We start from the raw sequence: 19,700 nt of genomic DNA, 5'->3' as shown, positions 1-19,700 counted from the left end.
TCACGAATGGCCGGAATATCGACGCACGTTCTGGATATCGCCAACGGGAAACCCGGCGCCGGAATGCGTATCGAATTCTCGATTCTCGAAAACGGCGCCTACCGGGTCGTCAAGACGGTACGGACCAACGAGGAGGGGCGGACCGACGAGCCGATCCTGAAGCCGGAGGACGCGAAGGCCGGGCGCTACGAGCTGCTCTTCCACGTCGACGAGTACTACGCCGGGCTCCGGGGGCACCTGCCGGACCCGCCCTTCATCGACCAAGTACCCGTGCGCTTCACGGTGTTCGACGCGACGCAGCACTTCCACATACCGATGATCTGTACACCGTGGAACTGCACGACGTACCGCGGCAGCTAGACATGTGCCGCTGAGGTGTGTCGCTGAAGCGAGGGCGCGGACCGGCCCGGAGTCACCGGGCGGGTCCGCGCACCGACGTCAGGTGTCGGCGTACCCGAGTGAAGACGCGATTCGCTCGTGGACAGTCGTCATGCGCGCAGGTCGAGCAGCATGACGTCATAGAGGTGCGGGCCCTCCCACGGCCGCGCCTCGCCGATCTTGGCGTAGCCCCACGCCTGGTAGGCGGCCGATGCCGCCTGGCTGTCCGGGTGGACGTTCAGCAGCACCCGCTCGGCTTCGATGCCGTCGAGCACGGCTTCGTGGAGGCGGCGCGCCACCCCCTGCCCGCGCCACGCTCCGCGCACGGCGAGTTCCATGAGGCCGAAGGTGCGGTGCCCGTCCTCGCGCCGCATGCCGTCGGGGACGGACTCGGTCAGTTCGTCCCACCACCGGGTGTCGGACGGGACCGTCCAGCCGCACGCCACGCCGACCGGCTCGCCGTCCTCGGAACGGGCCAGAGTGCCGCGAAAGGTGTGTTTGCGGGTCTGGAGGAGAAAGCGCCGGAAGGCGGCCGTGATGTCGTCGGCGGTTTCGTTGTACGGCGGTTCCGCGAAGACGTCGGCGTAGACGAGCCTGAAGGCGTCCACGGCGTGTGCCGCGGCCGGGCCGTCCATGCGCTCGACCGTGATGGTTCCTCGCGTGGCCATGCGGTGCCCCTCGCGTTCGATGAAGGGCTATTAGACCCCGAACCCCCCGGACACGGATATCTGCTGGCCTGTGATGTAGCCCGCCTGTTCGGAGGCGAGGAAGACCGCGGCGTGGCCCACGTCGTCCTGGTTTCCCCAGCGGCGCATCGGGACGAGTGCCCGCGCCCGGTCCTCCCACTCGGCGTCCACCACACCCTGCTCCTTCAACTCCCGGAACATGCCCGCGTCGATCACACCGACCAGAACCGAGTTGGCCCGCACCCCGTGCTGCCCCTCCTCCTTCGCGATCCCGCGCACCAGCGCCTCGTTGGCCGCCTTGGGCAGCACGGAAAGACCGTCGTGGACCGGGAACCACGCATCGCCCGCCGAGCCGAGGTGCACCAACGAACCACCGTGCTCCCGCAGATGGGGGCAGCAGCGCGTGCACGGCCGTGAACATGCCCAACGCTTCCACCTCGACGGAGTGCCGGTAACGCTCGGGGCTCGTGTCCGCGAGAGCGATCTGGTCGACGACAGGACCCGCGCCCCACACCAGGGTGTGCACGCGGCCGTGCTCCGCACACGCCTCGGCCACGACGCGGCGCACCGCCTGTTCGTCGCGCGCGTCCACCTGGTGTGCGCTGGCCTTCACTCCCAGCACGCGCAGTTCGGCCACCGCCTCCTCGGCCGATGCGCGCCGCGAGTGGTAGCAGACGGCGACCGGGCTGCCGGCGCGGGCGAACGCGGTGGCCACACCGCGGCCCAGTCCGCCGCTGCCGCCGAAGACCAGGGCCGCGCCTTCGGGGAGAGTCAGGGTTGTCACGATGTTTGTTCCCTTCGTCGTCTGTCGCGCAAGGTGTGCCATCGTCCACTGCCGCACCAGGTGCTGGGGAACCCGGTCCGGGCCCACCGGGGCACGCTCCGGCGGCCGTCCGGGCAGGCGCCGACCGTACGTCCGCGCTTCCCGCCCCGGCATCAACTTCTCCCGCTGACCGGGAACTTGCCGTGGCCTCGGCCCGTGTCTGCTACCTACCGTCGCCGTCACCCAGCCCGTCCGCCGAGAGAGGAGCCGGCCATGCCGTCCGAACCCGCCCCGCCGAGCTCGAGCCTTGCCGAGCGCGTCGCCCGACTGGAGGCGCGTCAGGAGATCGAGGAGCTCAAGTACCGCTACCTGCGCGCCTGCGATCACAAAGATCCCGAGGCGTTCCGCGCGTGCTTCATCCGCGAGGGAGCCGACATCGACTATGGCGAACTGGGCACCTTCGCCACCGTCGACGACCTCGTCACCCTCTTCGAACGGATCGCGCTGGCCCGCCACAACGAGGGTCATCTCGTCCTGGACATGCACCACGGGGTGCACCCGGAGATCACCTTCCTCTCCTCCACCGAGGCGACGGGCCGCTGGACGCTGCGCTTCAGGCAGCTCAACCTCGCCGAGGAGACCGAGCGGGTCCTGTGCGGCGACTACGACGACCGGTATGTCGTCGAGGACGGCGCATGGCGCCTGGCCAAGCACCACTTCCGCTCCTTGTGGTCGCTGACCCGCCCGCTGCCCAAGGGATACGTCGTCGACGAGGGAGCACACCTGTGACCGACGAGACCGCGTCCCGTGTCGCACTGGTCACCGGCACCGGCAAGGGCGTCGGCCGGGGCATCGCCACTGCGCTCGGCGCCCACGCCTGGACCGTCTACGTCACGGGCAGGGGCGAGCCGGGCCCGGGAAGTCCCCAGGCGGAGACCGTGCGTCGCATCGACGAGGCCGGCGGTGAGGGCGTCGCCGTACGCTGCGACCACCGCGACGACACTCAGGTCGAGGCGCTGATCGAGCGGATCACGGCTGAGCGGGGCCGCCTCGACCTGCTGGTCAACAACGTGTGGGCGGCGCCCGACGGCATGGCCGGGTTCGACGAGCCGTTCTGGACCCGACCCGTCTCCGACTGGGAACCGCTGGTCGGCATCGGCCTGCGCGCCCACTACGTCGCCTCGGTCCACGCGGCCCGGCACATGGTGGCCCGCGGCAGCGGACTGATCGTCAACATCTCCTCGTTCGGCGCCCGCGCCCCGCTGCACTCGGTGCTCTACGGCATCTCCAAGGCGGGCCTGGACAAGATGGCCGCCGACATGGGCTACGAACTGGCCTCGACGGGGGTGTCGGCGCTCTCGCTCTGGCCCGGCCTGGTGCGCACGGACGGGCTGGTCGAGGCCGGTGTGGAGGAGGTGGCCGGGTTCAAGCTGGCGGACGCGGAGTCGCCCGAGTTCGTCGGCTCGGTCATCGCCCGCCTCACGGACGACCCACAGCTGTCCGAACGAAGCGGCCACACGTATGTCGTGGCCGAACTCGCCGAAGAGTACGGGGTGACCGAACCGGACGGCCGCCGCGCCACCTCACACCGAGCGGCCTTCGGGGGCGGACCGCTGTACTGATGTGTTCAGGTGTCGACTCCGCCACCTCGCTCAGTCGCCGGCGGGCACCTGAGTGGTGAGGAAGTCCAGGAGCGCGGCGTTGAAGCGCTCGGGCTGCTCGGCGCCGGGCAGATGTCCCGCCTTCTCGATGACGGCCAGGGCCGCGTGGGGGGCGAGGTGTCGGATGGCCTCGGCGTCGGCGACGGGGGTGTACGCGTCGTCCGCTCCGACGAGGATCAGTACCGGTTCCCGCACGGCGGGCAACGAGTCGCGGTAGTCGGGCCGTTCGGCCCGGCCGCGCAGAGCCGCGGCGGCGCCGCGTGGGTCGGTGGCACGCATCATGGCCAGGACTCGCCCGGCGACGTCCGGCATCGCGTCGACGTTGTACACGGCGAGCATCTTGTCGATCACCTCGCCCGCGTAACCGTCCATCCCCTCGGCGAGGAGCCTGTCGGCCAGGCGGTTGCGGAACTCCTTGCCCTCGTCGGTCTCGGCGGGGGCGGAGGTGTCGGACAGGACAAGAGCGTGCACCCGCTGCGGGTGACGCCGATGGAACTCCATGCTGATCTGACCGCCCATGGACACACCGCCGACCACCGCCCGCTCGATGCTCAGGTGGTCGAGGAGCGCGGCGAGGTCATCGGCGAAGTCGGAGAGCAGGACCTTTCCCGGGGTGACGTCACTGCGGCCGTACCCACGCAGATCAGGGGTGATGACCCGGTATCCGGCTTCGGTCAGCGCCGCGGCCTGGGGTGCCCACAGGGTGCGGTTGAAGGGGTGTCCGTGGATCAGGAGGACCGGCAGTCCGGTCGAAGGCCCGAAGTCGTCGTAGTGGAGGGTGGCACCGCGCAGGTTCATGGCGTTCATGCAGGGCACCCTAACTCGGTGATCGTCGGGCGCCCAGGGGTATTTGGCCTGCGCATTCCGGGTCCGCACGCCTCGACGTAGGATCCCGGGATGCACACACCAAGCCCCCGCGACCCTCGGGCCCTCCTCGTCAACGGCACTGTAGGCGCGGGCAAAACCACTGTCGCCGGGGCGGTGGGCGACCTTCTCGCGGAGGCCGGGATCCCTCATGCCGTGCTCGACCTCGACTGGCTGAGACAGTCATGGCCCGCACCTCCCGGTGACCGTTTCCACTTCGGCATGCTGCTGCGGAACCTGCGCAGCATCGCCGGCAACTACCTCGATGCGGGAGCGACGCGCCTCGTACTCGCGGGAGTCATCGAGCAGCCGGCTGAGCGGAAGCAGTTGGCCGATGCCGTAGGTGTCGATCTCACGGTGTGCCGGCTATGGGCCGAACTGCCGGTCATTCACCGGCGTCTGGCCCGCCGCCACGAAAGCGAGCCCGGAGCACTGCGGTGGCATCTGGACCGGTCCGCTGAACTGGACGGGATCCTCAGCCGGTCCGCGGTCGAGGACTTCACCGTCGACACCACCACACGCTCCGTCTCCGACGTCGCCGCATCCGTGATCAGGGCAGCCGACTGGCAGTGAGTACCGGGTTGCCGGAGCGTTCCGCCGGGCTCAGTGGAGGCAGAGGCAGAACGGATGGCCGGCCGGGTCCGCGTAGATCCGCCAGTTGGCGTCCGGGCGGACCTGGTCCGTCCGCTCCAGCACCGTCGCGCCGAGGGCGAGCGCCCGCTTCTCCTCTCCTTCGAGGTCGTCCACGTCGAAGTCCAGATGGAGTTGCTGCGGGCGTTCCTGGCTGGGCCATTCGGGCGGTCGGTAGCCGTCCACCCGCTGGCAGGCCAGCGGTGTTCCCTCGAACCCGTGCACCTCCACCCAGTCGGAATCCTCAGGGTGCGCGATCACCTGGCCGCCGAGCAGTTCCGCGTAGAACTCAGCGAGCCGTACCGGGTCGGCACAGTCCAGCGCGACCGCCTGCAGCTTTCGAATCACTTCCGAGATCCTCCCTCTTCGGCCGCTTCCACGGCGCCTGTGTACGGGAGGGGTCGTACCCGCCACCGGGGCGGGCATGCGGCGGCGGGTTGCTCAGGTCTTGCTCAGGTCTTGCTCAACTCCGTTCCTTTCCCGATCGGCCCCAGTCATGATCGTCTCAAGACGCAACCGGGGGAGTGGCGATGGCGAAACCAGTGCGGGCTTCGTTGGGGGAAATGTGGATCACCTGTCAGGTCTGCAAGAGTGACCAGTTCCGCGAACGCGGTGTGAAACTCAACAGCACAGGCGGGGAGTTCCTGGGGCTGGCCTGGGCCGACGAGACGGCGACCGGACTGATCTGCTGGCGCTGCGGATACGTCCACCTCTTCGTCAACCGGGAGATCCAACTGCACCGCGTCAAAAAGTGACGCTCGGGGCTGGGTGCAGTCAGAGCCGGGGTGCCGTCAGAGCTGGAAGTCCTCATCGACAAGGGCGGCGTTGACCGCCGTCCCGGCAACCATGCCCGCTGCCATCGCTTGAGGCACCTTGGCCCCGGTATCGACGACGTTTCCCGCTGCCCAGAATGATGCCGGCTTCCTCGGCGACAGCGACCGGGAGGCGCTCCGCCGGGGCAACGCCGTCAGGTTCCTCGGCCTCTGACCCCGACACCGCGGGTCTAATTCGACAACTGTCTATGTTGACGCACGTCGAAGCAGGTGCGATGCTGGCCGCACAAGACATCGACAGATGTCGAAACAAGTGGGGAGTCGCCATGCCCGCGTTCGCCCCACCCTGGTTGACCTGACCAGTCCGCGCCATCGACCACGACAGGAGGGCCGTCATGTCCCGCGTCCAACTCGCCCTGCGCGTGCCCGATCTCAAGGCGTCGATCGCCTTCTACAGCAAGCTGTTCAACGCCGAACCCGCCAAACTCCGCGACGGCTACGCCAACTTCGCCCTCGCGGAGCCACCGCTCAAGCTCGTCCTCATCGAGGGCGAGTCCGGCCAGGACACCCGCATGGATCACCTCGGCGTCGAAGTGGAATCCTCCGAGGCCGTCGCCGCCGCGACCGCCCGTCTGGCGGGCCAGGGGCTGGACACGGCGGTGGAGAACGACACCACGTGCTGCTACGCCCTCCAGGACAAGGTCTGGGTCCACGGCCCCGGACAGGAGCCGTGGGAGGTCTACGTCGTCAAGGCCGACGCCGACAGCCTGGCCAAGCAGCCCCAGAGCCCTTGTTGTGCAAGCGAACCCGCGCCCGTGGAGGCCGTCAGGCAGGAGTAGGCCCTGCTGCTCGTGCGGGAACGCCGAGCGTGCTTGAACTACCCGATTGCTTCACCGAGTTGGCGTTGCCTGCCTGCCTGCGTTCGCGCGCACGAGCGATGCGCTGTTCCAGTCGTGTGCGGCAGTCCGGCCACTCCGCCGGGGTGATCGAGAAGATCGCGGAATCGCGCAGCCGGCCCTCCTCGCCAGGTACCCAGGACTTGGAGCTGTTCCGCAGCACACCCTCGAAGTGAGCGCCGGTCGCTTCGATCGCGGCGCGTGAGCGGTCGTTGCGCGCGTCCGTCTTCAAATCGACGCGTGCCACCCCCCAGCTCTCGAAGGCGTGCCGGAACAACAAGTACTTGGCCTCGGTGTTCACGCCCGTGCCCTGAGCCGACGCGGCGAGCCAGGTGAAACCGACCTCGATCGCGCACAGTCCGTCCCGGTCCGGCCACCACCGGGGATCCCAGTACGCCGTAGTGCCCACAGCCCTTCCCGACGCCTGGTCCACCTGCGCGTACGGGGCCAGCGTCCCTGCGGCCGCACGGCCCAGCTGGGTATCGATGTATCCCTCGACCTCAGCGGCCGGAGGCACCCATGTGAACCGGAACGAGCTCCGGTCTTCCTCGGCCGCCACGGCCAGGTCCGCCGCATGACGCTGCCCCAGTGGCTCCAAGCGCACGAGCGCGCCCTCAAGAGCCGGTCCCTCCAGCTTGAAACTCACCGCTCACCCATCCCTGCCGCCTCAAGTCGCCTCAGCCCGAGCCGCGAAGCCCGGGACCGTAGCGTTTCAAAGCCACCGCACCATGTCGCGTGAATTTCATGCAACTCACCGGCGTCGCAACGGAGTCCGCCACCTGGTCGGGCATCGTCGCGTACGGAGCGCCCGACCAGGGACTTCCTCGGTTACAGGTAGGGGCGAGTGATCAGCTCGATCGCGTGACCGGCCGGATCCTTGAAGTACACCCCTCGACCGCCGTGCTCGTCGTTGATCTCACCGGGGCGTCGCATCTGCGGATCGGCCCAGTGCACGATGCCGCGATCGCACAGCCGCTGATACGTCCGGTCGAACTGCTCGTCGTCGATCAGAAACGCGTAGTGCTGCATCTGGATCTCCACCGGCGGCTCGGCGAACTGAAGCAGCACACCGTCGCTGAGCTGGATGTTGGTGAACGGGCCCCATGAGGGTGCTTCCGGAAGTTCCAACAGCTCTCGGAAGAACCGAGCCGACTCGTTGCGATCCTTGGCGGCGATGATGGTGTGGTTGAACGTGACTGTCATTTGACCTCGCTTGTGCTCGACACGAAGAAACGGATTCCGTGGTGCACGAGCGTGGGGAGGTCCGCGTGCCGAACTGAGAGGGTGCGTTCTCCGCCCCCATCGTGCGATCAGCCCTCCACCGGATAGCCGATCTGTGTGTGGCGTAGCGCCGGTCCGGTGTTCACGTCGGGGACGTTACGGGATCCGACAGGCGGTGACAACGTAAAAAATGGTCGGTGGGCAGCCGAGGCAAGGGGCCCCGCAGCAGTTCACCGTCATCCGGCGGCGGCCCTCGGCTTCGTGGCCGACGCGGCCGCGGCAGCCGCAGCCAGCGGGTCGCGAACCGGGCGGCCGAGGATGCCGGCGAGGTCTGGTCCGGTGCCGTCCAGGAAACCGTGGCGGATGCCGGTCGCGATCGAGGCGAGCATGGGCGGCTGGAAGGGCAGCAGTTCCGGCATCTCGTCGAGGAGCCTGCGCCGGTACTCGCCCAGGCCGATGGCGCGGTGCGGGACTCCGAGCCGGGCGGCCACGTGAGCCGCCGTGATCGGCGTGCCGGTCAGATCGTAGATGCGCCCGCTGTGTTGTGCCGGATCGGCCGCGATGATCGCCGCTGCCTCGGCGAGGTCCTCGCGGGTGACCGCGGCCAGGGCGCCGTCACCGAACGCGGACTCCACCCGGCCGTCGGCCCACATCAGCAGACTGCCGAACAGTTCGGCATAGAGACCGTTGCGCAGGATCGTCCACGGCAGACCGCAGGCGCGTACCAGCCGTTCCGTCGCACGGTGGGCCAGGGCGAAACCGAGATGGTCGCCGGCGCCGGTCAGGCTCGTGTAGAGGACATGCCGGACGCCGTCCCGGGCGGCAGCGTCCAGGACGGCCGCGTGCCGCCCGATGACCTGGTCGTCCTCGGCGTAGCCGGCGGAGACGAGCACCAGGGTCGACACACCGGCCAGATCAATGCCCGGGTGATCGTCGAAGTCGAGCAGCCGCATCCCGGCACGCGGGGTACGGCTGCCGCCCGCCGCGTTCGCACCGCGGGCACGCAGCGCCGCGAGAGTGGCCGAGCCCAGGTTCCCGTTCGCTCCGGTCACCAAGATCATGTCAGTCACGGTCACAGCCTTCTGTAGTGGTTCTCTTCGGTAACTAGGCTTGATCCTTGTCCGCCCGTGTACCGGCCACAAGGAGGCAGTTCGATGTCACCCACGCACACCGAGGTAACCGCCACACCCGTCGCACCCGCCGCCCTCGACCCCTGTGGGCGCGAGGATCACCCGGACTGCGGGATCCGCGATGTCCTGGACCGGATCGGGGACAAGTGGTCGGTGCTCGTGATCGTCGAACTGGCCGGCGGACCACGCCGGTTCAGGGAACTGCAACGCGCGATCGACGGCATCTCCCAGCGCATGCTCACCCTCACCGTGCGCAGGCTGGAACGCGACGGACTCGTCCTGCGCACCGTGTACGCGACCGTCCCGGCCCAGGTCGACTACCGCCTGACCGAGACCGGGGCCGGCCTGACCCACCTGGTCAAGGCACTCGCCGACTGGTCCCTCACCCATCGCGCCGTCATTGCCGAGGCACGGCACGAGTACGACCGGACCCACCCCGACCACGACATCCGGTAAACCGGCAAACGGAGGGACCGGCTCGGTGAGGGGCCGTACGTTGTATCGACATGAGACCCCGAATCGCCGTGATCGGCAGTGGCCCCGCCGGACTCACCGGTCCTGCTTCGCGAGTCGGTGCTCGATGCGCTGGAGACCTCACGAGCCGCGTACAAGATCGGCAACACCGCGACGGCGCTCGGAGTGATCCTCACGGTGTTCGAGCGGCACCTGGGCGAGCGGGCCGAGGGCTGGTTCAACGCTGCCACAGGTGAGCCGACACGTAAGGGTGCGGTCCCGCTGGAGACGGTGTTCGGCGTGCGGGAGATCCCGGTGGAGACGGCGGCCGTCGTACGGTCGGTGGTCGACCGCCTGGTGGGGGACAGAAGCGTGCCCGCCGGGGAGCGGTGGCGTGCCCTTGAAGTTCTGGCAAGGCCGACAATGTAGCCAGTCCGGGAGAGCAGGTGGGTAGGAAGCAGGGGCGCAGAGACCTTGTACTCGCTTCTCACTACCCTCCGCTGTCCGATTCCGGTTCTGGCACAGATCTTGGGGAGCGATCACGGATCGTGACGAAGCACGAAGTGCCGATGTCAGGGGGCCCACGTAGCTTTCGGTTGACCGCCCGGCCGGGCGGTGAGGAGGGGTGAGACGTGGAATGGGTCGAGGACGCTCGGCTGGCAGCCGGGCCTGAGGCCACCTGGTACCTGGAGGCGGCTTTCACGCCCGGTGCGCATCTGGGGACGGTGTACGACGATCCGACGACGCCGGTAGTCGTGACAGGGGTCGAGGAGCTGACCACCATCCGCGTTCCCAGCGGCCGGCTCGTCGTCGATGCGCCGTGGGACGACGACGTCTGGCGATACGAGAAAGGGCTACCGACGAGGCCCCCGCGTGAGAGCTGGCGGTGAGCATGCCCCCGGGCGTGTACCGAGTGGAGATCGCGTGGGCGGCGGGCCCGTACGAGTTCTTTGGCGAGCAATTCGATGGCGATGAGTGTGCCGCGACGCGCCTGTGCATCAGCGACGCCCCTGTGGTCGGGTGGGAAATGGGCCTGGGTGTCGACGAGGACATCGACCAGCTTCAGCCGGGCGATGAGCCCCGTTTCTTCTCCGACGCGAATGTTGGCTGCTTCGCCGACGCAGGCGCGTGGACCACCTTGTCCGCGCCGTTTCGCACGTTCGTAGACGGCATTCCGGCACCACGTGACACCGAACAGCTGGCCGACGGTTGCGAGCGAGTACGCGACGAGTCGCAGCAAGCCGATCTAGTCACGTTCGGGGCCGAATCGGGTGGCGTCGTCTGGTTGGGCCGTACCGAGGCTGGCGACGTGGCCGCGATCGTCGTCACCAGTGGCATGGCCGGCGCCAAAGCATGACGTCGCTGCCGCCTCTCCCTGTTCTACAAGTCGCGTAGCCGGACGTGGCTGCCTGCTTTCACTGGGGGGAACAGCCTGAGGAAAGGTACCGGGATCCCACTCCGATATCCGCGGCAAGGCGCTACTGCAGGGCTACTGCAGCAGGATCAGCTTCCGGCGCAGGTGGAAGCCGGGCTCGGCCGTAGAGCTGTCTCTTGATCTTTTTGATGCGGTTCACGGCGCCCTCGATGCTGCCCGAGGTCCAGTCCAGGGCGAGCCCGGCTGTCACTGCGTCGAGGTCCCGGAGCAGGTGGAGTGCGAGGCCGGTGAGGCCGGGCAGTTGGCTGGCATCGACCGCGTCGATCCAGGCAGGGAGTCTGGCACCGAGGCGGCCGCTGAATATCTCGCCGAATTCGCGGCCGTGTCCGGCGGCCGTGTCCAGTTCGGGGCAGCGTGCCAGGACATCCTTCAGGCCGGCGCGGCCGTCCTCGCTCAGCGCGACGGGGTGTCGGGTGAGCCAGCCGGTCACCTGGCGCACCGTCGGTGGCCGGGGCGGTGCCGCGGACGGAGCCCCGCGCAAAGTGGCGATGTGGGCGCGGACCATGGCGTAGGTGACGGGGGCGTGCTCGGCAACCAGCTCGCTGTGCAGTCGGGTGACGCTGGTGCATCCCGCGGCGAATCGCCGCTCCAGGCAGGGCTTGTAGTCCAGCCTGCTGGGCCGGGGCCGGTTCTCACAGATGGTGTCCTGCCAGCGTGCGGCGGCCGCGTACCGGAGCACGGGGTTGAGGCCCCAGCCCAGGTGCCGGGCGATCACCCGGCGTGAGTGGCCTTGGGCAAGCAGCTCGTGGACCAGGGTGTGTGCGGCCTTCTTCCGCTCGGCCCGCCGGCCGACGGGGTGTCAAGACAGTGGAGTAGGTCTGGCCGCGGCGGATCGCGAAGTCGTGATGGCGCTCCTTGAAAACGGCCACCCAGTGCTCGGGTGTTCCCCAGACCTGCTCTCTGGATGTCCCCACCATCGCACTCTGAGGAAGGTCGGGCTCGGGGGTCCTGCTCAGTCGCTGCGCTCGACGCGGGGCGGTGTCCAGGTGGCGTCGAGGATGGGCTGCTGGGGCCAGTAGGCGCGGATGTAGAGGGAGAATCCGTCCGCCGGAGCCGGGAGCCAGTTGCTGGTCGGCGCACCGTCGGGCGCGGTGTTGCCGACGTACAGGGTGAGCGACCCGTCCTGGCCGTAGGCCAGGTCGGTGTTCTTGGTGCCGAGGGAGTACCGGCCCAGGTCGTTCTCGAAGTAGAAGTGGTGTTTGTTGTACAGCGTCATGGAGAAGAACCCGTTCACCGGCGGCAGTTGGCCGGCGGGGAACCGCACCGTATAGCCGTGGGAGCCGTGAAGTTGGACACCGTCGATGTCGGTGTCGGTGAAGATGTACTTCGTCTCCTGCGGCGCGTTCTCGAACATGTTGGAGCGGGCGATCGCGGCGCGGGTCAGGTAGTCGGTGCCGAACGCGGAGTTGTTCTTCGGGGAGAACCAGCCGTTCCCGGCTGGGGGCCCGTTGTACTCCCACCGCAAGAGCGGGGTGATGATCTCCTTCTCGGCCTCCTGTGCGACCTCGACGAGTGTCTGCCTGACCTCAGACGAGGCGTCCGCTGCAGCGAGGAGTGCGCGGAACTGTTGGTACAGCGCCTCCTCGCCGGGCAGGGGCGGCACGGTGTCGAGGACCTCCGGGAGCTGGTCGAAGAACTTCGCCGGGTCGACCCAGTGGACCTCCCCATCGCTCACCTCGCCCGGGACGGGGAACGTGGGCACGTTCGCCCAGTCGTCGGCCCTCATGGTCCCGTCGAACTGGTCCAGCGGGTAGACCGTCACGTAGGGCAGCAGCTCCATGACCTTCGCCCGGTCCTCGGGGGTGTCCTCGATGAAGACCCGTGGACAAAACGCCGCCAACGCCGTGCTGGAGCGGAAGCTGCCCGAGATGCCCTCGGGCAGGCCGCCCTTCCAGTTCGGGCCGACCACGGCATAGAAGCCGGGTTTGGTCCCGTACTGCTTCCCCAGCTGGGCGAACGAGTCCGTGCGATGGTCCCAGGCCGCCGCGACCCAGAACCGGTCACCGAAGTCGGGGATCTGGAAGACGGCCGGCTGCTCATCCAGGTTGCCGAACCCGAAGCCGTACAGGACATCCTGGTTGGTGCAGGCCACGAACCGCTGTCCAGCCGGGATGTAGTCGGTCAGCATGCATACCCGGCCAAGCGGGGCATTGGGCAGCACTCCGCCCCTCAGACCGGGCTCGGGGACCGACGTCAGCGCGGTGCGCCGGTTGATCATCGAGACCATCGGCCAGCCCCACACATAGGCGAAGTGGCCCACCGCGCGCACGAACGACTCCGGCATCCGGCTGTGCGCCACAGGCCCCGCGGTCTCGGACGACGACATTTCTGCCCCTCTCCCTGCTGCGCTGCTGAGCCGACAGTTCGCAAGTTAAGCCAGCTGTGCCGCACCAGCGACCGGGATTAGGTCATCTGACCCCCCGTGGGGTCCTGGACCGGCCCCCGGTCCAGCGCGGCGGTCAGGAACCCCTGTTGAATCCCGGAGCAAGTGAGGAGTGGGGGTAACCCTGGCCGATTTCGCGGATCCTCATCAGTCGTCCACGCCCAGCACACGCGGAGTGCTGGAGCCTGGATCGGGCAGTGCCATGACCCTGCGTAACAAGGTCATCCTTCCCGCGCCTGAGCCCAGCTGGGCAGCCAGTCGAGCGCCGGCCCGCCTGGCCAGGGCGAGCCCCACTCGCTCGAGGGCGTGGTTGAGCCGCATGGTGAACCGTGCGCGCGGGGCGGCCGGCCGGGAGAACGGCTCGGCAAACGTCTGGCGCGGGCAGTCCGCCGACCCACAGATGAAGCGCCGGACCGTCAGCCGGATCACAAAGCCCTGCCCAGCGAGCGGAAGGTCCTTCAGCCTACGCCGGTAGCGGTCGTGGACCCGGTCCGAAAAGCGGCCGCAGCCCGGACATGCAGCCCCGACAGCGCGGCCTCTCGCCACCACCTCGACCGTGCCGAACGCGGCCGTAACCGCCTCGACATCCACATCGTCGATCCCGTCGAACACCAGCGAGTCCCAGAATGGTGCACCGGTCGGCATGACGAGCACCGTCACCGTCCAAAGCCGACCACGGCATCGACCGACAAGCACCTGATGGAGCGACATTTCAGGCTGCCAGGCGACAAGGCGTACGCCGTCTCACACGAGCCAGTCCCTCGCAATCGAACATCGAGGTGACGCTCCGCGACGACTCCCCGAGATCTGTGCCAGAACCCCGATTCCGTCGAGGCTGCGGTGCGTGTGGATGTGGCGCGTGCGGGCACACGGTTGGGCATGGTCGGTGACACTGGTGACGACCTGCGGGCGCGGCGGCAGGGCGCGAGCGGGCATCGCGGCGTGCCGCACACCGCCGACATGCGCATCGAGGCGTGGGGCGCGACCCGGGAGGACTGCTTGGCGGAGGCAGTGCTGGGGATGGTGGAGTGCTTCGCCGACGTGTCCGACGTTCTGGCGACCACCATGGAGCGGCTCCGGCTGACCGAGTGCCCCGACGACTACCTGCTGGCGGCGCTCCTCGAAGAGGTCATCTTCCGGCTGGAAGTGGAGGGCCGCGTGCCCGTGGACGTGGAGACCTACCCCTCCCACGCCTGCCTGGAGGTACGGCTGGCGCTCGCCGAACTGGCGGACGTGGAGATCACCGGGGCCGTGCCGAAGGGCGTCACGTGGCACGAGTTGCGCATCGGGCCGGATCCGTACGGCTGGTCGTGTGCGGTGACGATCGACGCGTGACGCCGTGAGGCGTGGACTTCATGGGACGCGGCGGTGGCCTCAGCCCTTGACCACCCCGAGCGGAACCAGGCGGGCGACCGTGCGGCACAGCCCCGCGCCCTCGCTCGCCGCGACGACCGCGCCCACGTCCTTGTACGCCTCCGGGGTCTCCTCGGACAGCCCGCGCCACGACCGCGGGCGCACCGCGATGCCGTCCCGCTCCAGTCGTGCAGCCAGTTCCCTGCCGGTGATCGTGCGGGCGGCCTGGTGCCGGCTCATCGTGCGGCCCGCACCGTGACAGGTGGAGCTGAACGCGTCGCCGCCGGGCACCCCGGCCAGCACGTACGACGCCGTGCCCATGGTGCCGGGGATCAGCACCGGCTGCCCGGCCTCGCGCAGGTCCTTCGGCAGATCCGGGTGCCCGGGCGGGAAGGCACGGGTGGCGCCCTTGCGGTGCACGCACAGTCGACGCCGTGTCCCGTCCACTGTGTGGGTCTCGATTTTGGCGAGGTTGTGGGACACGTCGTAGACCAGGGACAGCCGGATGCCGGCGGCGCGCTGGAAGACCCGGCGGGCCGCGTTGGTGAGCAACTGGCGGTTGGCGCGGCCGTAGTTGGCTGCTGCGGCCATCGCGCCCAGGTAGTCTCGCCCCTCGGGCGAGTGCACGGGCGTGCAGGCCAGCTGGCGGTCGGGCACCGTGATGCCGTAGCGGGCCATGGCCTGGTCCATCGTCTTGACGTGATCGGTGCAGATCTGATGTCCGAGCCCGCGCGAACCGCAGTGGATCATCACGCACACCTGGCCGACGGCCAATCCGAAGGCTGCTGCGGCCTGTTCGTCGTACACCTCGGTGACCTGTTGCACCTCCAGGAAGTGGTTGGCGGAGCCCAGGCTGCCGACCTGCCCGAGGCCCCGCTGCCGGGCCCGCACGCCGACCTGGGCAACGTCGGCGTCGGCGACGGCACCGAGGTCCTCGCAGCGCACCAGGTCGCGTTCCTCGCCGTATCCCTGCTCGACGGCGTAGCGGGAGCCGCCCTCAAGGATGCGCTCCAGCTCTCTGGTGCCGGTCGGCCGCCACACCCCGCCGGGTCCGGCGCCGCGCGGGATGGCCCGGTCCAGGCCGTCCATCACCCCCAGTAGCGCGGGCTCGAACTCACGCCGGTCACAGTCCGCCGCCAGCAGCCGCACACCGCAGGAGATGTCGAAGCCGACTCCCCCCGGCGAGACAACCCCGCCGGCGTCGACAGCGGTCGCCGCGACGCCGCCGATGGGAAAGCCGTAACCCCAGTGGATGTCCGGCATGGCGTATGAGGCGGTGACGATGCCGGGCAGAGTGGCCACGTTGACCACCTGCGCCAGGGACTGTTCGGCATCGGCGAGCAGGTCCCGGGACGCGAAAACGACGCCGGGTACCCGCATGGAACCGTGCCGTTCGATGCGGTAGCGATAGGGACTGTCCTCGACCAGTTCCATCGTGGCCTCCCCGTGTGCCGTCAGACTGGTGGTGCCGTCAGACTGGTGTCTTGCCGGTCGGCGTCCCGTGCGGCATGTCGAGAACCTCGCCGTACTCACCATCAACTGGGGATTACAGTCGGTTGAGCGCATTGCGTGGACACGCAGTTACAGGTGCGGGCGCGCCGGCGCGTGGGTCTTCTGTTCGATCTCCTGGGCGGCCTTGCGCAGCAACTGGTGGGCAAGATCGTTGAGGGCCCGGGCCGTGGCGAGTTCTTCTCCCACCAGCGTCTGCACGGGGTCGTCCGGGTGGCGCTTGGAATGTCCGCGGGCCGACATTTCGGTGGCATTGGGGAGCCTCAACTGAGCGACCGCTCCGGTCTCGGGGCCGCTTTCGTCGAGGCTCAGATCGATGTGCCAGGAGAGGTGTGTCTGCATGGCGACCGCCTCCCTTCTCAGACCTCCATTGTCGCGCGCAGGGCCCGCATCCCGGACTTCGTGCCGCTACGGCAGGTGCAGTCGCGGGGAATCGGGTCGGCATGCGCAGTGTTGATGTGAGACAACAGAGAGAGGGGAATGGAAGGGCAGGTGAACTGCCACGGGTACTCCCTTCAAGACGCAGTTGTCGGTACCGGGTCTGTCGCCGGTTCGCGGCGTCGGGGCCGAGGCCGGCCGGGCGGTGGCATGGCTGGCCCGGCTCCCGTTCGGCCTCGCGGTGGAGGGCATGGGGCAACTGACCGGGTGGCTTGGTCGTTCCCAGGTTTCGCGGTCGGCGGTCGACGGCGAGCCGGCGCGGGCCGACTCGCGGGTTCCGGTGCTGCTGGTGCACGGCCTGGCCGACCGGGACTGGGTCGTCTCATGTCTGGAGCAGGGTCTGGGCGGCTGCGGGGCGGGACCCTTCGTGCCCGTGACATACAACGGGTTCAGTCCGGACGTCCGCACGGCCGCCCAGGTGCTGGGTGAACAGGTGGAGCTTACGGCCGGCCGGTGTGAAGGGCGGCCGGTAGTCCTGATCGGGTACAGCCTGGGCGGGCTGGTCGCCCGCTACTACGTGCAGCGTCTTGGCGGGGACGCGTACGTTCCCCTCGTGGTCACCTTGGCGACGCCGCACGGCGGGACCGCCACGGCGCTGCTGGCGCCGCCGCACCCGCTCCTGCGCCAGCTGCGGCCAGGCAGCGAAATCCTGACAGAACTCGCCGGGCCGGCTGCGGGATGCCAGAGCCGGTTCGTGGCCTTCTACAGCGACCTGGACGAGGCCGTCGTGCCCGCCGCCAGGGGCCGTATCGATCACCCCGACCTGAAGGCCCGCAACGTGCTCGTGCCGGGGGTGGGCCACCTGACGCTTCCGCTTCACCAGCCGGTCATCGACGAGGTCCGCGCGCTGCTGACCGCAGTCGGGCAGACCGGCTTCGATGTATTTCCGGCTGACCGTGACAGACAGGGCAGAACAGGGCACGCTGAAACGTAGCCGGTAACAACATCTGCGTGGACCGACACCATGGCGTCTTTCCTCAGCCCCAGCAGCACGACCGTACGCCCGTATCGCTCCGAGGACGAGGCGGGCGTGCGTGAGCTGATCGACGCCGACCGAATGCCGGGGCAGCAGCGTTGCACCAAGGAGAAGCTGGCCGCAGCGCGGCGCGGCCCGCCGGCCCTGGCCGACTGGGCTGCGCAGGAGCGGCCGAGGATCAGCGTTCTTTCCGACGCTGCGGACCACCCCCGTGGCGTCATCGCGTTCCTGTCGTGGCCCGACATCCGCACCGGCGTGATCTGCTGGGCGTATGCCCGAGAGGATCTGCCCGCCCTGCGCACCCTCCTCGGCCATGCACTCGCCGAACTCGCCCGCTGCCGGCAGATCGACGCGTTCGTCGGCGCTCCGCCGGGCCCTCTGGGGCCGGGCGGCCTGCCACACCTCCGCCGCGCCGCGACCCACGAGGCACTGCTGGAGGCCGGGTTCACAGGCCACCGTCGGGGCGCTTACCTGCACTGCACGCTACCGGGCGAGCCATGGCCGGCCCCGGCCAAGCTGGTCGCCGATGTCTTTCCCTGCGAGTGCCCTCCGGGGCATCGGCTGATCATCCGTGACGGGGCCGAGCCGGTCGCGGAGGCTGTGGTGAGCGTCGGACCGGACCGCACCGCGACCGTGTACTGGATCGAGACCCGTCCCACTCACCGTGGCAGGGGCCTGGGCCGCAAGCTGCTCGGCCAGGCCTTCGCCCTGCTCGCGGAGCAGGGTGCCGTCGAGGCCGCGCTCGTCATCGACAACATGCCGCCGACCTCCGAGAGCGAGGCTGCTTCCCGGCTCTTCGACTCCTTCGGCTTCAGCCTCGTCGACGAGCTGTGGACCTACCAGCGGCGACACACCTGCCTGTGACCGGCCACTGGGTACGGCAGCGGCAGCCGTACCCGAGCAGCGGCGCCACCTTCACCAGGTCGACCACGGGCGCCTCGCCGGAGCCGGACCGGTCAGGCAGGGACTCGTTCGGCTGCCCTCTCGGCAGCCTTCAGGACGGTAGAGCGTGCCTGGTGGCGGCGCTCATAGTCCAGCACGCGCCGGCAGTGGGCAGGCTCGGCATCACTGAGCCGCTTGACGACCTCCTCCGCGGTCATGCTGTCGTAGCCGGGCCAGGGCACCGGTCCCAACAGGGCGCCGATCCGGCTCAGGACAGCCGGGCGGCCGGCGTGGCACCGTTCATACGCACCGACGACGGCCAGGTCCGTCTGCGCCAGGTGCGGCAGCCGGTCGATGATCATCCTGGTGCTGAGGCGGCGGTAGTCGGGGATCGGCAGCTCCTCCTCGCTGATGAGGGCTCCCCGCGGTGCACCCTGGAGCCGGTCGGCGCCCGGCATCCGTTCGGCCGTCTCCCGCAGCCAGCTGCTCCAGTCACGCACCGCCTGCGCCGGTCCACTGACGCTCAGGCCGTCGGCCGTCTCGGCGGACGCCGCCACTGACTTCTCGGCATGCTGTTCGAGGGCTGCGGCGAACTCCGCCAGCGCCTCCTCGTCGTCCTGGCGGATGGAGGTGAGCAGTTCCGCGCTGACGGTGTCCTCGGCCTCCTGGGCGATGCGTTCGGCGGCCCGGCACAGGGCCAGGGCCAGGGCGGTGACCGCGTACTCGTTCTCGGCGTTCTTGAGCAGCTGGTGCTCCGTTGCCGTCCCCCGGTTCCGGAACACGACGCCCGGGACGGAGGCGGCCATGTCGAGGGGCAGCCGGGCGGCCTGCCCGGTGAGCTGCCAGGCGCCCCCGAGGACGCTCTGCAGCAGCCCGCGGGGCTGCAAGGTTCCCAAGCGTTCGTCGATGCGGTATGCGTGGCCTCGGGCGTCACCCAGGCGACGCTCGAGGACATCCCGGTGTTCACCGGGGGGCGTGACGGCGAGGTGGGCTCTGAAGCGGTCGGCAAGCGCCGACTTGGCCTCACGGACTTCGCGCAGCGCCGGGACGAGCACATCTGTGGCTACGGACATCACGGTTCCTTCGGATGCTCGGGAAGAATCGGCCGGAATACGGCTCCGCCCCCCACCCCCACCGTGCCCCGAAACAGACGCTCCCGCATCCGCCCGCCCGACCGCTCCGCGCTGTCGCGCACCCGCGTTGAGCCGAATGCCCCGGCTCATGGGCCTGCGTAAGGGCAGCTCGGGCGACTGCGTACGTCCGGCGCGC

At 69.1% G+C, this 19,700-nt stretch carries 26 protein-coding genes and 1 pseudogene; 13 read left to right on the top strand and 14 right to left on the bottom strand.

All coding sequences use genetic code 11. The features are described 5' to 3' along the window. Window positions 1-6: 6 nt before the first annotated feature. Window positions 7-360, top strand: coding sequence for a hydroxyisourate hydrolase (uraH, locus tag EOT10_RS30780; protein ID WP_127831645.1), 354 nt, complete (start codon window positions 7-9; stop codon window positions 358-360). A gap of 128 nt (window positions 361-488) precedes the next feature. Here the strand turns inward: uraH and EOT10_RS30775 are convergent, their stop codons facing one another. From EOT10_RS30775 to EOT10_RS43225, 3 genes and pseudogenes are all read right to left on the bottom strand, one after another. After that, window positions 489-1,046, bottom strand: coding sequence for a GNAT family N-acetyltransferase (locus EOT10_RS30775; RefSeq protein WP_223281311.1), 558 nt, complete (start codon window positions 1,044-1,046; stop codon window positions 489-491). Window positions 1,047-1,076: 30 nt separating this feature from the next. Further along, window positions 1,077-1,562 (bottom strand): SDR family NAD(P)-dependent oxidoreductase, encoded by a 486-nt coding sequence (locus EOT10_RS30770; RefSeq protein WP_431313342.1) that lies wholly within the window; start codon window positions 1,560-1,562, stop codon window positions 1,077-1,079. Further along, window positions 1,468-1,890: pseudogene (locus EOT10_RS43225) on the bottom strand (SDR family NAD(P)-dependent oxidoreductase); the annotation flags it as partial. The gene EOT10_RS30770 and the pseudogene EOT10_RS43225, both read right to left, overlap by 95 nt. A gap of 210 nt (window positions 1,891-2,100) precedes the next feature. Between EOT10_RS43225 and EOT10_RS30765 the strand changes: the two are divergent. Both EOT10_RS30765 and EOT10_RS30760 read left to right on the top strand, forming a co-directional pair. Further along, window positions 2,101-2,616 carry a nuclear transport factor 2 family protein gene (locus EOT10_RS30765; protein WP_127831644.1) on the top strand — a complete coding sequence of 172 codons (516 nt, stop codon included), beginning with the start codon at window positions 2,101-2,103 and terminating at the stop codon, window positions 2,614-2,616. Then, window positions 2,613-3,449, top strand: coding sequence for an SDR family NAD(P)-dependent oxidoreductase (locus EOT10_RS30760; protein ID WP_223281310.1), 837 nt, complete (start codon window positions 2,613-2,615; stop codon window positions 3,447-3,449). The genes EOT10_RS30765 and EOT10_RS30760 overlap by 4 nt, the downstream gene beginning before the upstream one ends. Before the next feature lie 30 nt (window positions 3,450-3,479). Here EOT10_RS30760 and EOT10_RS30755 read toward each other — a convergent pair whose 3' ends face one another. Continuing rightward, window positions 3,480-4,295 carry an alpha/beta fold hydrolase gene (locus EOT10_RS30755; RefSeq protein ID WP_127831642.1) on the bottom strand — a complete coding sequence of 272 codons (816 nt, stop codon included), beginning with the start codon at window positions 4,293-4,295 and terminating at the stop codon, window positions 3,480-3,482. A gap of 90 nt (window positions 4,296-4,385) precedes the next feature. Between EOT10_RS30755 and EOT10_RS30750 the strand changes: the two genes are divergently transcribed. Beyond that, complete coding sequence (locus EOT10_RS30750) at window positions 4,386-4,925, top strand: DEAD/DEAH box helicase family protein (protein ID WP_127831641.1); 540 nt, start codon at window positions 4,386-4,388, stop codon at window positions 4,923-4,925. Window positions 4,926-4,955: 30 nt separating this feature from the next. Here the strand turns inward: EOT10_RS30750 and EOT10_RS30745 are convergent, their stop codons facing one another. Continuing rightward, window positions 4,956-5,330, bottom strand: coding sequence for a VOC family protein (locus EOT10_RS30745; RefSeq protein ID WP_127831640.1), 375 nt, complete (start codon window positions 5,328-5,330; stop codon window positions 4,956-4,958). A 215-nt stretch (window positions 5,331-5,545) separates the two neighbouring features. On the opposite strand from EOT10_RS30745, the gene EOT10_RS30740 reads away from it, so the two are divergent. Then, the gene (locus EOT10_RS30740) at window positions 5,546-5,737 is read left to right on the top strand and encodes a hypothetical protein (protein WP_223281309.1); all 192 of its coding nucleotides are present in this window, start codon (window positions 5,546-5,548) and stop codon (window positions 5,735-5,737) included. A gap of 413 nt (window positions 5,738-6,150) precedes the next feature. Continuing rightward, on the top strand, window positions 6,151-6,594 hold the full coding sequence (locus EOT10_RS30735) for an ArsI/CadI family heavy metal resistance metalloenzyme (protein ID WP_127831638.1): 444 nt from the start codon (window positions 6,151-6,153) through the stop codon (window positions 6,592-6,594). On the opposite strand, the gene EOT10_RS30730 is transcribed toward EOT10_RS30735, so the two are convergent. The 3 genes from EOT10_RS30730 to EOT10_RS30720 all read right to left on the bottom strand — a co-directional run bounded on the left by EOT10_RS30730 (window position 6,581) and on the right by EOT10_RS30720 (window position 8,933). Continuing rightward, window positions 6,581-7,297, bottom strand: coding sequence for a GNAT family N-acetyltransferase (locus EOT10_RS30730; protein ID WP_127831637.1), 717 nt, complete (start codon window positions 7,295-7,297; stop codon window positions 6,581-6,583). The two genes, EOT10_RS30735 and EOT10_RS30730, sit on opposite strands and share 14 nt — an antisense overlap. A gap of 182 nt (window positions 7,298-7,479) precedes the next feature. Beyond that, on the bottom strand, window positions 7,480-7,854 hold the full coding sequence (locus tag EOT10_RS30725; RefSeq protein ID WP_127831636.1) for a VOC family protein: 375 nt from the start codon (window positions 7,852-7,854) through the stop codon (window positions 7,480-7,482). Between the two features lie 254 nt (window positions 7,855-8,108). Then, window positions 8,109-8,933 (bottom strand): NAD(P)H-binding protein, encoded by an 825-nt coding sequence (locus tag EOT10_RS30720; protein WP_127831749.1) that lies wholly within the window; start codon window positions 8,931-8,933, stop codon window positions 8,109-8,111. 93 nt (window positions 8,934-9,026) lie between these two features. Here EOT10_RS30720 and EOT10_RS30715 point away from each other — a divergent pair, with 93 nt between their 5' ends. The 4 genes from EOT10_RS30715 to EOT10_RS30700 all read left to right on the top strand — a co-directional run bounded on the left by EOT10_RS30715 (window position 9,027) and on the right by EOT10_RS30700 (window position 10,812). Beyond that, window positions 9,027-9,458 (top strand): winged helix-turn-helix transcriptional regulator, encoded by a 432-nt coding sequence (locus EOT10_RS30715; protein WP_127831635.1) that lies wholly within the window; start codon window positions 9,027-9,029, stop codon window positions 9,456-9,458. Between the two features lie 78 nt (window positions 9,459-9,536). Beyond that, window positions 9,537-9,884 carry a hypothetical protein gene (locus tag EOT10_RS30710; protein WP_127831634.1) on the top strand — a complete coding sequence of 116 codons (348 nt, stop codon included), beginning with the start codon at window positions 9,537-9,539 and terminating at the stop codon, window positions 9,882-9,884. A gap of 203 nt (window positions 9,885-10,087) precedes the next feature. Next, the gene (locus EOT10_RS30705; protein ID WP_127831633.1) at window positions 10,088-10,345 is read left to right on the top strand and encodes a hypothetical protein; all 258 of its coding nucleotides are present in this window, start codon (window positions 10,088-10,090) and stop codon (window positions 10,343-10,345) included. Window positions 10,346-10,347: 2 nt separating this feature from the next. Beyond that, entirely contained in the window at window positions 10,348-10,812 is a 465-nt protein-coding gene (locus tag EOT10_RS30700) for a DUF4241 domain-containing protein (RefSeq protein WP_223281320.1), read from the top strand. A 121-nt stretch (window positions 10,813-10,933) separates the two neighbouring features. On the opposite strand, the gene EOT10_RS30695 is transcribed toward EOT10_RS30700, so the two are convergent. The 3 genes from EOT10_RS30695 to EOT10_RS30685 form a co-directional block, all read right to left on the bottom strand. Continuing rightward, window positions 10,934-11,605 carry a transposase gene (locus EOT10_RS30695; protein WP_223281308.1) on the bottom strand — a complete coding sequence of 224 codons (672 nt, stop codon included), beginning with the start codon at window positions 11,603-11,605 and terminating at the stop codon, window positions 10,934-10,936. A gap of 237 nt (window positions 11,606-11,842) precedes the next feature. Next, window positions 11,843-13,216, bottom strand: a complete 1,374-nt coding sequence (locus tag EOT10_RS30690; protein ID WP_223281307.1) for a DUF1254 domain-containing protein — start codon at window positions 13,214-13,216, stop codon at window positions 11,843-11,845. A gap of 204 nt (window positions 13,217-13,420) precedes the next feature. Then, on the bottom strand, window positions 13,421-13,933 hold the full coding sequence (locus EOT10_RS30685; RefSeq protein WP_223281306.1) for a transposase family protein: 513 nt from the start codon (window positions 13,931-13,933) through the stop codon (window positions 13,421-13,423). A gap of 219 nt (window positions 13,934-14,152) precedes the next feature. Between EOT10_RS30685 and EOT10_RS30680 the strand changes: the two genes are divergently transcribed. Continuing rightward, the gene (locus EOT10_RS30680) at window positions 14,153-14,608 is read left to right on the top strand and encodes an archease (RefSeq protein ID WP_127831631.1); all 456 of its coding nucleotides are present in this window, start codon (window positions 14,153-14,155) and stop codon (window positions 14,606-14,608) included. Window positions 14,609-14,647: 39 nt separating this feature from the next. Here EOT10_RS30680 and EOT10_RS30675 read toward each other — a convergent pair whose 3' ends face one another. Beyond that, entirely contained in the window at window positions 14,648-16,060 is a 1,413-nt protein-coding gene (locus EOT10_RS30675; protein WP_127831630.1) for an RtcB family protein, read from the bottom strand. 147 nt (window positions 16,061-16,207) lie between these two features. Beyond that, window positions 16,208-16,477, bottom strand: coding sequence for a DUF1876 domain-containing protein (locus tag EOT10_RS30670; RefSeq protein WP_127831629.1), 270 nt, complete (start codon window positions 16,475-16,477; stop codon window positions 16,208-16,210). A gap of 241 nt (window positions 16,478-16,718) precedes the next feature. On the opposite strand from EOT10_RS30670, the gene EOT10_RS30665 reads away from it, so the two are divergent. Then, window positions 16,719-17,507 carry an esterase/lipase family protein gene (locus EOT10_RS30665; RefSeq protein ID WP_127831628.1) on the top strand — a complete coding sequence of 263 codons (789 nt, stop codon included), beginning with the start codon at window positions 16,719-16,721 and terminating at the stop codon, window positions 17,505-17,507. Between the two features lie 30 nt (window positions 17,508-17,537). Beyond that, complete coding sequence (locus EOT10_RS30660) at window positions 17,538-18,413, top strand: GNAT family N-acetyltransferase (RefSeq protein ID WP_127831627.1); 876 nt, start codon at window positions 17,538-17,540, stop codon at window positions 18,411-18,413. A gap of 92 nt (window positions 18,414-18,505) precedes the next feature. On the opposite strand, the gene EOT10_RS30655 is transcribed toward EOT10_RS30660, so the two are convergent. Further along, window positions 18,506-19,504: a hypothetical protein gene (locus tag EOT10_RS30655; RefSeq protein WP_127831626.1), complete on the bottom strand. Its 999-nt coding sequence runs from the start codon at window positions 19,502-19,504 to the stop codon at window positions 18,506-18,508. Window positions 19,505-19,700: the final 196 nt, after the last annotated feature.

The sequence above is a fragment of the Streptomyces antnestii genome, assembly GCF_004005495.1.
Lineage (GTDB): Bacteria > Actinomycetota > Actinomycetes > Streptomycetales > Streptomycetaceae > Streptomyces > Streptomyces antnestii.
Note: the sequence above shows the minus strand (reverse complement) of the source record. Positions and strands in the feature narration are given on the sequence as shown.

Excerpts from the sequence above, each read along its gene's own strand:
- uraH (WP_127831645.1), top strand. The coding sequence starts at position 7 with ATGGCCGGAATATCGACGCACGTTCTGGATATCGCCAACGGGAAACCC.
- EOT10_RS30775 (WP_223281311.1), bottom strand. The coding sequence starts at position 1,046 with ATGGCCACGCGAGGAACCATCACGGTCGAGCGCATGGACGGCCCGGCC.
- EOT10_RS30765 (WP_127831644.1), top strand. The coding sequence starts at position 2,101 with ATGCCGTCCGAACCCGCCCCGCCGAGCTCGAGCCTTGCCGAGCGCGTC.
- EOT10_RS30755 (WP_127831642.1), bottom strand. The coding sequence starts at position 4,295 with ATGAACGCCATGAACCTGCGCGGTGCCACCCTCCACTACGACGACTTC.
- EOT10_RS30750 (WP_127831641.1), top strand. The coding sequence starts at position 4,386 with ATGCACACACCAAGCCCCCGCGACCCTCGGGCCCTCCTCGTCAACGGC.
- EOT10_RS30740 (WP_223281309.1), top strand. The coding sequence starts at position 5,546 with ATGTGGATCACCTGTCAGGTCTGCAAGAGTGACCAGTTCCGCGAACGC.
- EOT10_RS30735 (WP_127831638.1), top strand. The coding sequence starts at position 6,151 with ATGTCCCGCGTCCAACTCGCCCTGCGCGTGCCCGATCTCAAGGCGTCG.
- EOT10_RS30725 (WP_127831636.1), bottom strand. The coding sequence starts at position 7,854 with ATGACAGTCACGTTCAACCACACCATCATCGCCGCCAAGGATCGCAAC.
- EOT10_RS30720 (WP_127831749.1), bottom strand. The coding sequence starts at position 8,933 with ATGATCTTGGTGACCGGAGCGAACGGGAACCTGGGCTCGGCCACTCTC.
- EOT10_RS30715 (WP_127831635.1), top strand. The coding sequence starts at position 9,027 with ATGTCACCCACGCACACCGAGGTAACCGCCACACCCGTCGCACCCGCC.
- EOT10_RS30700 (WP_223281320.1), top strand. The coding sequence starts at position 10,348 with ATGCCCCCGGGCGTGTACCGAGTGGAGATCGCGTGGGCGGCGGGCCCG.
- EOT10_RS30690 (WP_223281307.1), bottom strand. The coding sequence starts at position 13,216 with ATGTCGTCGTCCGAGACCGCGGGGCCTGTGGCGCACAGCCGGATGCCG.
- EOT10_RS30680 (WP_127831631.1), top strand. The coding sequence starts at position 14,153 with ATGGTCGGTGACACTGGTGACGACCTGCGGGCGCGGCGGCAGGGCGCG.
- EOT10_RS30675 (WP_127831630.1), bottom strand. The coding sequence starts at position 16,060 with ATGGAACTGGTCGAGGACAGTCCCTATCGCTACCGCATCGAACGGCAC.
- EOT10_RS30670 (WP_127831629.1), bottom strand. The coding sequence starts at position 16,477 with ATGCAGACACACCTCTCCTGGCACATCGATCTGAGCCTCGACGAAAGC.
- EOT10_RS30660 (WP_127831627.1), top strand. The coding sequence starts at position 17,538 with ATGGCGTCTTTCCTCAGCCCCAGCAGCACGACCGTACGCCCGTATCGC.
- EOT10_RS30655 (WP_127831626.1), bottom strand. The coding sequence starts at position 19,504 with ATGTCCGTAGCCACAGATGTGCTCGTCCCGGCGCTGCGCGAAGTCCGT.